Consider the following 12,622-nt stretch of genomic DNA (forward strand, 5'->3'; position numbering starts at 1 on the left):
GATGCTTGCTCGCCCATCCCGCCGCCGTACCGACGTTCAATCTTCCCGACGTGAAGCCGTGGACCCGGCGCTGTGGCTGCTCAAGCCGCTGGCGCAGGCCGTGGCGTTGTGCCTGGTGGCGGGCAGCGCGCACGCGCAGACAGCGTTCAGTTCGGGCTGGTTTGCCGCCAAGGGTGCCGCACAGCAATCCGCCGCACGTTCGGGTTCCGGTGCGGGCGGTCTGCCGGGGATGACGCCCCCTTTGGCGCAGCAACAGAGGGCCAATCAGCAATTGCAGCGTTCGTTGCAGACACTCAACAACACGGTGGCGGCGATTGCCGCGCAGCAGGCCGCTCAGGCTGCCGGGCGCGCAGTGGCATCGGGTTCCGTCCAATGGGTGCCGGACGGTCTGGGCGAAGGCGGCTTGAAGGTCGACAACAGCCTCACCCAAGGCTGGCAGAACGCCAAGGGACCGCAGCAGACCCAGGTCGATGGCAAGACCAATGTGCGGATCGAGCAGACCGCCGACAAGGCGATCCTCAACTGGGAAACCTTCAACGTCGGACGCAACACCACGGTCGAGTTCGCCCAGCAGTCGAACTGGGCGGTGCTCAATCGGGTCAACGACCCCAACGCGCGGGCAAGCCAGATCCAGGGCCAGATCAAGGGTGACGGTACGGTGATGCTGATCAACCGTAACGGCATCGTGTTCAGTGGCACCAGTCAGGTCAACGTGCGCAACCTGGTGGCGGCGGCAGCCACTATCACCGACATCCAGTTCAGGGATCGCGGTCTGTACTTCGACAGTAGCGGCAGCCAGCCGACCTTCACGCAAGCCGCCGGCAAGGTCTGGGTGGAGCGCGGCGCTTCGATTCAGACGCATGCTCCCGCCACGTCAACCGATGCCGGCGGCTATGCCTTGTTGCTGGGCAACGAGGTGCAGAACGACGGCAGTATCAACACCGCCAAAGGCCAGACCGTGCTCGGCGCTGGCGATCGTTTCTATATCCGCAAAGGCTCGGGCACCGAGGGCAATGGTTTTTCCACCACCTTCGGCAACGAAGTCATCCCGGGCTTCAAGGCCGACAGCAGCGCCGGCAAGGTCAGCAACAATGGTTTGATCCAGGCGGCCACCGGTGACATCACTCTGACCGGCCACGATGTGCAGCAGAACGGTGTGCTGCTGGCCAGCACCTCCGTGTCGACCCGCGGCACCCTTCACTTGCTCAATCCGGCCACTGATACCGGCGGCAGCGTGACGCTGGGGCAGGGCAGTGCCACGGCGATCATGCTCGACAGCAGCGACCTGACGGCGCTCGACAGCCAGCACAAAGCCGCGCTGACCGGTGTCAACGCCAACAACAGGGTGCGTGGCGACCAGTCGCGCATCGATATCCAGAGTGGCGGCAGTGTCGAATTCCAGAACGGTTCGATCACTCTGGCCACCGGCGGTCAGGTCGCCGTCACGGCAGGGCTCCGCAGCCTGGTACGCGATGGTGCGCTGATCGATGTGTCGGGGGCCATGGGCGTGAAGGTCGCCATGCAATCCAACAACATCAAGATCAACGTGCAGGGCAACGAGCAGCGCGATTCGTCGGTCAACCGCGAGAAGGGCGCGCTCAACAGCAATGATGTGTGGGTCGATGTGCGCGAACTGGTGTACGTGCCGGCCGGCACCAACGGCTATGCAACCGATCGCTGGTACACCGCCGGCGGACTGCTGGAGGTCGGCGGTTATCTGGGCACCCAGGGCCACGGTGTTGGGGAGTGGATGGCGCAGGGCGGGATGGTCAGTTTTGCCGGCAACGATGTGGTGACCGAAAAAGGCTCGCTGATCAACCTGTCCGGCGGCACCCTGGATGTGCAAAGCGGAGAGATCCGCCAGAGCTGGCTGCGGGGTGCCGATGGGCATTTGTACGAAGTCTCGCGGGCACCGGGGGATATTCTCTACACCGGGTTGTACAAAGGTTATGAAGACAGCAGCAAACGCTGGGGGCAGACCGACTATTACTTCAGCCCGCTGATTGCCCCGCCCCGTCGCCAGGAGTCGGGTTACACCGTGGGCCGCGATGCCGGGCAACTGGTGATCGCGACCCGCAATGCGCTGCTCGACGGGCAGATGCTCGGGGAGGTCTACCAAGGCGAACGCCAGATCCAGACGCCGCGCGCGGTACTCGACGGTTATGAGCAGAGCCAGACCGCGCTGGCGCGACGCGGGCAGTTGATCGTCGGCAGTTACGATCCGGCCTATGTCGCGTCGGCCGGGGGCTTGTTGTACGGCCTCAATCCATTGCTTGATCACGTGCAGATCGGTGCTGATAAACCGAGCGGTGACAGCGTCCCGGATTTGCTCTCGGCAGTGTCCGAGAGCCGCAAGGGCAAGCTGTTGCTCGATGCCGATCAGCTCAATGGATGGCACCTGGGTGCATTGAAGGTTGCGGCCCGGGACCGTATCGACGTCAATCAGGCGCTGGCGGTCGATGCCGGAGGCGACATCACCCTGTATGGCCCGGATGTGCAGGTCAATGCCGATCTGATCGCCCGGGGTGGCAGTCTGCACTTGGGCAACGTGCTCAATCAGTTGCAGACCAACTCCACGACCGATACCCAGATCACCGCCCCTGCGGGGCATCCGACCCGGGTGACCGTGGCCAAAGGCGTGCAACTCGATACCCGTGGCGTGTGGAGCAACCTGGCCACCAACCCGGATGACGGTGCGGGCCTGGCTTACTTGAACGGTGGTCTGATTTCGATCCGCAGCAGCGGCGATATCGATGTCCAGGCCGGCAGCCTGCTGGACGTTTCGTCCGGCGGCGCAGTGCTGGCGAACGGCAAGACCCGGGGCGGCAAGGGCGGCAGCCTGACGCTGGAGTCCAGCGCCAACACCGTTGCGGACACGGCGACACTGCGTCTTGATGGCGACTTGAGCGGTTACGGTGTGAGCGGTGGCGGCACGCTGCTGCTGCAAGCCGGCAAGGTGCTGATCGGCAAGCCGGACGAAAAACTCGCCGATTCGACCCTGCAGTTGTCACCGAGCCTGTTCGAGAAAGGGTTTTCGGCTTACAGCATCATCGGTCTGAACGGGCTGAGCGTCGTCGACGACACACAGATCGACGTCACGATGCCGGTCTATCGTTTCGGGGCTCAGGCGGCGAGACGGGTCAGCGGCGTCGATCCAGGCACGGCGCTGGAGTTATGGACGCCGACGTTGTTCCAGGAGAACCCGACCAAGGCTGTGTTGACTCAGCGCGGCGGCGCCAGCCTGTCGTTGCAGGCCGGATCGAGCAATCCCAATCTGCTTGATCCGGTCAAGTCCACGCTGGTTGTCGGCACCGGCGCACGGATCAGCGTCGATCCTGGCCAGCGTATCGGCTTGCGCGGGCCCGGACAGATCACCCTGGACGGTGAGCTGAATGCCTGGGGCGGCACCATCGATATTCGCCAGCAGCAGTTCGGTTCGGTGGACCCCGCCGACAGCCAGCAAGAAGCTGCGCGACAGGCGCACAACCGTTCTATCTGGATCGGCGAGCACGCCGTACTGGATGTGGCCGCGCGTGCCGCCACGGCGGTGGATGCACTGGGACGCGTCTACGGTCAGGTCGGCAAGGGTGGCAGCATCGTCATCGGTGGTGAGCTTGATGCGAAGAAAGCCACAGCGACCTCTGCCGATGCTTACGTCATCGTGCGCAAGGGCGCCCGCCTGGACGCCTCCGGTGCCGCAGCGGTGCTGGATATCGCCGGGCAGGGGCCGACGGCGGTTGCCACCGATGGTGGACGGATCTCCCTGAGTTCCTACAACGGCCTGTTCCTCGACGGCCAGCTGCGGGCGGCTGCCGGTGGCACCGGCGCTGCCGGCGGTCGACTGGACATTGCCTTGGAAACCCCGTTGTACCGCATTGGTGAGGCCGCTAACGAGGTGCGTCTACCTCGGGAAATCGTGATCGGCCAGGGGCCGGTCGAGTCGCCGTTGGCAGCCGGCCTGAAACCCGGAGACGCCGAACCGGGCCTGGTCTACGGACGCACACGATTGAGTGCCGACACCTTGATGAGCGGCGGTTTCGATAATCTCGGGCTGCTGAGCAACGGACTGATTTCATTCGACGGCGATGTCGACTTGCATTTCAATCAGAGCCTGAGCCTGTATGCCGGTGCCTTGTCCCTGGCCGAGCAGGCGAAAGACAATGCCCGCATCAACCTGTCCGCACCTTATCTGCGCCTGATGGGCCCCGGGGTTTATTACGGCTCTAACGCGTTCATTCGTCCAAGGGTCATGAACGCACCGACTCCGAATCTGTCGGCAGCGCAGTTGAATGCGTCGACCAACCTGCTGGATATCGGCAACAGCCTTTCGTTCGGTACGCTGGGCTCGATTGTGCAACTCAATGCGCCTTCGGTGCAGGTCGGTCGCCGAGGTTTTGCGCAGGTGTCGCTTGCCAGCCAGGGCGACATGCGTTTTCTGGCCTCGACCACACAACCCCTGACCGACTTGTGGGCGGCGGGCGACCTGAATTTGAGCGCGGCGCAGATCTATCCGGTGTCCGGCGCCAGAGCCAGGGTCAGGGCCGGCTTCCAGCAGGAAACGGCGCCTTCCGACGGCACGCTGCGGATCCTCGCGCAGGGCGCGGCGCCGAGTGCATTGCCTTATTCGGTGTTCGGCGAGCTGACGCTGGCCGCCAGCCGTATCGAGCAGGGCGGGGTGCTGCGTGCGCCGCTGGGCCTGATCACGCTGGGCGAGAGCACCAAGTCGGTGCTGACCCGTGAAATCCATCTGCTGCCCGGCAGCCTTACGTCCGTCAGCGGCGCCGGGCTGATCATGCCTTACGGTGGCACCACCGACGGCATCGACTACCGCTACAACGGCAACTCCGTGTTGTTGAAAGGCATCGCCGGTCTCTCGGCCGGGGTGACCCTGCAGTCGCAATACGTGGATGTCGCACAAGGTGCGGTGGTCGATCTTTCCGGCGGTGGCGATTTGCGCGGGGCCGGGTTCATTTCGGGGCGCGGCGGCTCCACCGATGCGCGCTATAACCCGCTGGTGCGTAACGCCAGCGACGGCACGTTCAGCCTGCCGGGGCTGGCGAGCAACCCGATCTATGCCATTGTGCCGGGCGATCAAAGCCTTTATGCGCCAGTGCTCGCGGAGGCGGGGGCGGTCGATCCCCGTGTCGGCCAACGCATCACCATCGGCGTCGGCGTACCGGGCCTGGCGGCTGGAACCTATACCTTGCTGCCATCGACGTTCGCGCTGTTGCCCGGTGCGTTCCGGGTCGAGGTCAATGGCCAGATCGCGGCGGCGCCGGGAAGCGGCGCACTGCCGATGCGCAACGGTTCATGGGCTGCCAGCGGACGGATGTCGATTGCCAATACCGGTCTGCGCGACAGCGTTGACAGTGCGCTCATCCTGACTTCGGCCGATGTCCTGCGCCGTTATTCGCAATACAACGAAACCGGCTTCAGCGCGTTCATCAAGAGCGATGCCGCACGTCGTGGCGTGCCACGGGCATTGGCGCCGATGGACGGCAAAACCCTCGATCTGCGCTTTGAAAGCGCGGCAGACCATGAGGTGGCGCTGGACTTCAACGGCCAGGTGCTGTTCAAGCCAGCGGAGGACGGCGTGACCGGAACCGCTGTCATTCGCGCCTCGGGCGGTGCCCTCGAAGTGCTGGGGGCAGGGCGGCCACGCACGGAGGATTTCATTGGCGTTTCGCTGTACGCCGACAGCCTCAATGGCCTGGGGGCCGGACGCTTGGCGATTGGCGCCGTGCCAACGGTGGATTATGGCTCTGGCGGCAATATCGTTTCTTTCGGCAGCAGCAATTCCACCCACATCGTCCTGCGTGAAGGCGCGGTGCTGTCCGCACCGGAGGTGTTGCTGCGAACCCAGAAGACCGACGGTGGCATCACCCTGGAGGCGGGGGCAGGCATCAACACGCTGGATCGCGGTGACGTGCCTTACGACTCCTCCGCCGGATTTGTCTATCAGCCCGGGGCCGGCAGCGTGTTGCTGGTGTCCAACGGCCGGACCACGATGCTGGCGCCGGCGAAGGCGGTCGGAACCGATGGCGCGGGCAGCATCCGCATCGGTACCTGCGCGGTCGAACCGTGCACGGCTGCGACGTCGCTGTACTCCAGAGGCAGCATCACCGCAGCCACCGACAATCGCTTCGAACTGGCGGATTCAGTGGGTTTCGGTACACGGCACCTGAGCCTGGCGGTCGGCGCGGTCAATGTCGGGAACGCTCAGGCACTGTCCGACAGTGCGGGACGTGTGCCGGTCGGCCTGACACTTAGCCAGCGCGTGCTCGACCGTCTGCTTCAGGGCGATACCCGGTTCGGTGCGCCGGCACTGGAATCCCTCGGCCTGACGGCTCGGGACGCGTTCAATTTCTTTGGCAGCGTGACGCTCGATACGCTCGACCCACAGACAGGCACCAGCAAGCTGCAGAACCTGGTGCTGACGACGCCGGCGATCTACGGCCTGGGAGAGGCTGCGGATGTGGCAACCATCCGCACCGCCAGTCTGATCTGGAACGGTGCGCCTCAGGCGCCGGGTGCGGTGGTCAGCGGCGGCGCCGGGACCGGTCGTGGCACGCTGGATATCCAGGCACAACGCATCGAATTCGGCTACGGCCCGAACCCGCAACCGAGCGGGCTGGACCAGAATGATCGTTTGGCACTGGGTTTCGCCAACGTCAATCTGACGGCCAGCGAACGCATTACCGCCAACCACAAAGGCAGCCTCGCGGTGTACCAGGAACAGGGCGCCTACGATCCACTCAAGGGATACGCCTACACCGGCGGCAACCTCAATTTGCGTACACCGCTGTTGACCGGTGAAGCGGCTTCGGTCAACTCACTCAAGGCCGGCGACAGCCTGACCCTGAAGGGCGCCGGTGTTTCAGGAGCGGCCAATGCATTGGGTGCGGAACTGACACTCGATGCCCATGACGTCGTGCTCGAAAGCCGTATCGCGCTGGCCAGCGGCAAGCTGGTAATCAAAGCGGAAAATGACCTGACCCTGACCACTGACGCACAACTGGATCTGGCCGGACGTACCTTGCCGTTCAACGATGTGAAGAAATACAGCTGGGGCGGCGACGTGTCGCTCTTCAGCCACAGCGGCAATATTCGCCAGGCGGCGGGCTCACGGATCGATCTGTCGGCGCAGAACAACCAGGCCGGCAATCTCAGTGCGGTCGCCTTGGCCGAGAACGCTGGCGTGGTTGATCTGCAGGGGGAAATCCTCGGCGCCAGCAGCGGTTATTACGATGCTGGCGGCACGCGGGTGCCCTACAAGGCCGCGGGTGTGGATATCCGCGCCCGCAATCTGGGAGGTGACCTGAACGGACAATTCGCGGCGCTCAATCAGCGTCTGAACGCCGGGCAAGTGTTCGGCAGCCGCAGTTTCCAGTTCAAAGAGGGCAGCCTGCTGATCGGCGACGGGCTCAAGGCCGGTGAAATCAATGTCTCGGTGGACAATGGCAGCCTTTCGGTGGCCGGTCTGATCGACGCCAGTGGCGAGCGGGTCGGCAGCATCCGGCTGTCTGGCAAAAACGGTCTGACGCTTACCGGCAATGCCATGCTGGACGCCCATGGTCGGGTCCTGCGGGTCGACAGCTACGGCAAGATCATCGACGCCCCGAACCGCGCCATGGTTGAGCTCAATTCCGGCGAGGGATTGCTGACCCTGGCCTCCGGCACCCGGATCGACGTGCGCCACGGCACCGACGCGACGGCGGGCAAACTGCCGGGGCAGAACGACGGGGTGGCGCGCGGTACGCTGGAGCTCAACGCGCCGCGCCTGGGTGTCGGCGACATCGCCATCGATGCCAGCGGTGCGCTGAACATTCAGGGGGCACGCTCCATCGGCCTCAACGGCATGCGTCGTTATACCGATGCGCGTGACGGCGTCGATCCGGCGGCCAGCGGCCGTCCTTACCAAGTGATCGATCAGGCGCTGTTCGATCGCGTCGATGGCGACAGCAGCACATTCATCAGTGCCGCGCTGGGTAACAACGACTTGCTGCAACGCAAACTGGCGGGGCTGAACAACGCGACCTATGCCGATGTGTTCCACCTGCGTCCCGGGGTCGAGATTGCCAGCCAAACCGCCGATGGCGATCTGGTGGTGGAAGGCGATATCGACCTGTCGCGCTACCGATATGCCAGCCTCAACCCGCACACACAGAAAACCTCGGTCTACGGTTCCGGCGAGTCCGGCAGCCTGGTGATGCGTGCCGGTGGCAATCTCGACATTTACGGCAGCATCAACGACGGCTTCGCACCACCACCGGAAACGGTCGACGATGCCGGTTGGAAGCTGTTGCCGGGCGTGCAGCCGTTCGGCGGCGACCTGATCGTGCCGGGCACCGGCGTCACACTGGCCGAGGGCACACGGTTCCCGGCGGGCATTGCGCTCAATTACGACTTGCCGACACAAGCCGTGACCCTGGTCAGCGGCACATTGCTGCCGACGCAGGCGACGCTGGCTGGCCCTTATTCGCTCAATGCCGGCACTGTGTTGGCCGGCGCGGTGCATGACGCATCGGGCAATCTGCTGTACGCCGCCGGCACGCTGCTCAGCGACAACGTGATCCTGCCTGCCGGCAGTCGCCTGGGGGCCGGTACCCGATTGAACGGTGCGGTTGCGTTGCAGGCCATGCTCTGGCCCAAGGGTGTGCCGTTACCGGGTACGGTCGGTGTGGACAATCAGACGGTCGGGGTGACATTGAGTGGCGCACTGGCGCTGCAGCGCGGTTCGCTGATTCCGTCCATGACCGATGTGGTACTGGCTAGCGGCACGGCATTCATCGAGCTGCGCGGTTATTCCAGCACCACGCAGCAAGGCAGTAACTGGGCCGTGGCGAGCATGCTGCCATCGGGCAGTACGTCCTGGTCGATGCGGGTGGTGGCCGGGTCTGACCTGGAAGCCGCCGACAACCGTGCAGTGAAGCCGTTGACCCGTGAAGGCAACCTGCGCCTGGCCGATACCCATTACGGTTTGAAAGTGGTGGAGAAAAAACTCGATACCACCTGGGCCGACGGCAACCCGATGGGCTATCCGGCCGGGGAGGTGGTGAGCGATGACGAACTGTACTTGTGCGACATCCTGCCCGGTGCCTGCAACGCGCCCGCCAAGTTCCTCTGGGCGGTGGACAACATCGCCGGCATGCCGCCGGGAACACCGGTCACGGATGACGAACTGTTCTGGTGTGATGCCGACCCTAACTCCTGCACACCGAACAAGGGCGGTATTAGCGTTTCACCGCACACCCAGATGTTCAGTGTGTTGCGCACCGGCACCGGTGATCTGGACCTGATGGCCGCCGGTGACCTGAGCATGGATTCGCCCTTTGGCGTCTACACCGCGGGCACTCAGTCCCGGGATATCGACCCGCGCTTCAACCAGCGCCGGGGCGCGCTCACGGATAACGGCTCAGTGCTCGGCAGCAAAGGCGCCGACTATGAAAAGTGGGTCGATGGCGGCAGCGACAGTCTTTATCAGGCCTGGTACCCGGAGCTGGGCGGTAACCTGACGATCAATGCGGGCGGCTCGGTCTCGGGGGATACCCTGGGGCGTCGCGGATTCATTCGTGATGCGGACCTGCGCGAACAGGTTTCCAGTGTCTCGGTGGGTAACTGGTTGTGGCGGCAGGGGACGGGCAGCAACGACGTACCGACGGCCTGGTGGATCAACTTCGGCAGCTATGCCACGCAGCCTTTGCCCGACCCGGACTTTGACACTGGCCCTTATCTGGTGGGGTTCACCGGATTCGGCGCACTGGGTGGCGGCAACGTCAGCCTGCGCGCCGCAGGCGATGGCGGCATGCTCAAGTCGTTGGGCGACAGCAGCCTGAATCCACGCAGTCAGGGGCTGATCGTGGCGGTTGGCAGCACCGGCAGGGTGGGCAGCGACGGCAGCCTGCAACTGACCGGTGGCGGCGACATGGACATCCGGATCGGCGGCACGTTGAACCCGTCATTACGGGCGCGGGCAGGGGAAAGCGGTACGGGCGCACCGAATCATGATCTGCAGGGGGCATTGATCAACCTGCGCGGTGCCGCGCAATTGTCGGGCGGTGCGCTGGGCGGTATCAATCTGCAATACGGTGCCTTCGCTTCCCTCCAGGACCCTCGTGAAACCCGGGCCTTCGATCCGTTCACCTCGACGCTTGGCAGTGCGTCCGGTGGCCTGGTGCTGATACCGGGTGACTCCGGCATGCGCCTGGCTACCCGTGGCGATCTTGTACTGGGCGGTGCGGTCGACCCGGGACGGGTGCGCCTGCAGAACTCCACAGCGTTCACCGATACCAGTGGCGTCGCCCATGACGGTGGCGGATTGGCAGGTTTCTCACTGTGGACCCATCACACGGCCATTGATCTGTTCTCGGCGGGGGGCAACCTGACGCCTGGCACACAACTGGGTGAAACCGACACTCAGGGCCCATTGGCCAGCCGCAATACTTCGCCCACTGACGGACGTTTCATCTACCCATCGATCCTGCGCGCGGTGGCGGGGCAGGGCTCCATCTATGCCGGCCCGTCGGCCACCTACCGGGCAAGCGGATTTTCCGCCGCGGCGGCTTACTCGATCGTGCTGGCCCCTTCCAGCGACGGGCAACTGGAGATGCTGGCCGGACACTCGATCTATGCCGGCGGCTACGCGATCAACCAGTCTGGCGCCAGTCTGTCCGCCATCGCCACGCCGTTCGCGCCGGCGTTTACCGGTTATGCGCAATACGGTTCCAGCAGGCCGGACATGAGCAACTACAACAGCGACGGCATTGCCCCGAGTCTGAACGTGCGTTATCCGTTGTTTGCATTCGGTGCCGACAGTTACTCGGGAACCAGCGGCGTTCAGGCACCTGCCCGGTTCTACGCACTGACCGGCGATCTGGTGGGCATTCGCAGCGGCGAAACCTTGCGTTTCGGCACCTCGCTGCGCACCTGGTACGAAAGCGCTGCGCCTGTCTGGATGCTGGCCGGACGCGATATCGTGGCGTCCGGCACCAACCTGGGCCAACCGGCAACGGCGCCGTCGGAAATCGGCTGGAACAACGAAGCCATTTCATCGTCAGGCAACCTGCTGATTCACAACGATCTGCATGATGTTTCGCGGATTTCCGCCGGTCGCGACATCCTGTACAGCAGCTTCGATATCGCAGGGCCGGGGCTTCTGGATATCAACGCCGGACGCAATATCCTGATGGAGGATCGCGCCGGCATCACCAGCATCGGGCCGGTCGCCGCAGGCGATCATCGTTCCGGTGCAAGCATCGTGATGCAGGCCGGCGCAGGCGCACAGGGACCGGATTATTCACGGTTCATCGCCCGTTACCTGAGCCCGCAGAACCTCGCCGACCCGAACGCGGCCCTCAACGGTCAACCGGGCAAAGTGGTCAAGACCTACCTCGACGAACTGCAGAGCTGGCTGACCCTCGGCTACGGCTTCAGCGGCAACGCAGAACAGGCACAAGCCTTCTTCGCCGCACTGCCAAGGACCGAGCAGGCGATCTTCGCCCGCCAGGTGTACTTCGCCGAACTGCGCGCCGGCGGCCTGGAATACAACGATGCCGACGGCCCGCGCAAAGGCAGCTACCTGCGTGGCCGCAACGCCATTGCTTCGCTGTTCCCGACCACCGACGTGGCGGGCAATCCGATCCGCTACGACGGCGACATCACGCTGTACGGCGGCGCGGGGGTCAAGACCCTGTTCGGCGGCGATATCCAGATGCTCACGCCGGGCGGCGGTCAGGTGTTCGGCATCGAAGGCGCGGCGCCGCCGTCCACGGCGGGGATCATCACCCAGGGCTCGGGCAACATTCAGCTCTACTCCGAGGGCAGCATTCTGCTCGGGCAGAGCCGGATCATGACCACCTTCGGTGGCTCGATTCTCGGCTGGTCCGCCAAGGGTGACATCAACGCCGGTCGCGGCTCGAAAACCACCGTGGTCTACACCCCACCCAAACGCGTCTACGACACCTGGGGCAACGTGACCCTGTCGCCATCGGTGCCGAGCACCGGCGCCGGTATCGCCACGCTCAACCCGATTGCCGAAGTGGCGCCGGGCGACATCGACCTGATTGCGCCGCTGGGCACCATTGATGCGGGCGAGGCGGGGATTCGCGTATCGGGCAACGTCAACATCGCCGCGCTGACCGTGGTCAATGCCGCCAACATCGCGGTGCAAGGCAAGACCAGTGGCGTCCCGATAGTGGCAGCGGTGAACACCGGGGCGATCACCTCGGCCAGTTCCGCTGCCTCTTCAGCCACGCAAGCGGCAGAAGACGTGGCACGCCAACAGCAAGCGGCGGCGCGACAGAACCAAGCGTCGGTGTTCACGGTGCAGGTGCTGAGTTTCGGCAACGAGCAACTCGCCCCGTCGCGCGATGGCGCCAGCCGTGCGCCGGCCACTGGATACAACCCGAACAGCCCGGTGCAAGTGCTGGGGGCAGGGGTGCTGGATGAACAGGCCAAACAACAGTTGACCGAGGAAGAGCGCGGACAACTGACGCTATAAAAGACTCTCGTGCAGTACTTTGGGCGGCCACTGGGTCGCCCTTTTTTTTGAGTGGCGTGGGGGGCTTGGGGATTCGCTTGTCGAGCATGCGCAAGGTTCCCGGCATTGAGTGCGCGCATCTCG

At 64.4% G+C, this 12,622-nt stretch carries 1 protein-coding gene; it reads left to right on the forward strand.

The window, feature by feature from the left end; translation table 11 throughout:
* Position 1 precedes the first annotated feature (1 nt).
* Entirely contained in the window at positions 2-12,499 is a 12,498-nt protein-coding gene (locus U862_RS0107685; RefSeq protein WP_025109846.1) for a filamentous haemagglutinin family protein, read from the forward strand.
* Positions 12,500-12,622 lie beyond the last annotated feature (123 nt).

Origin of the sequence: Pseudomonas sp. H1h (genome assembly GCF_000633255.1) — a bacterium.
Taxonomy (GTDB): domain Bacteria; phylum Pseudomonadota; class Gammaproteobacteria; order Pseudomonadales; family Pseudomonadaceae; genus Aquipseudomonas.

Coding starts and splice junctions, on each gene's coding strand:
- U862_RS0107685 (WP_025109846.1), top strand. CDS start 2: ATGCTTGCTCGCCCATCCCGCCGCCGTACCGACGTTCAATCTTCCCGA.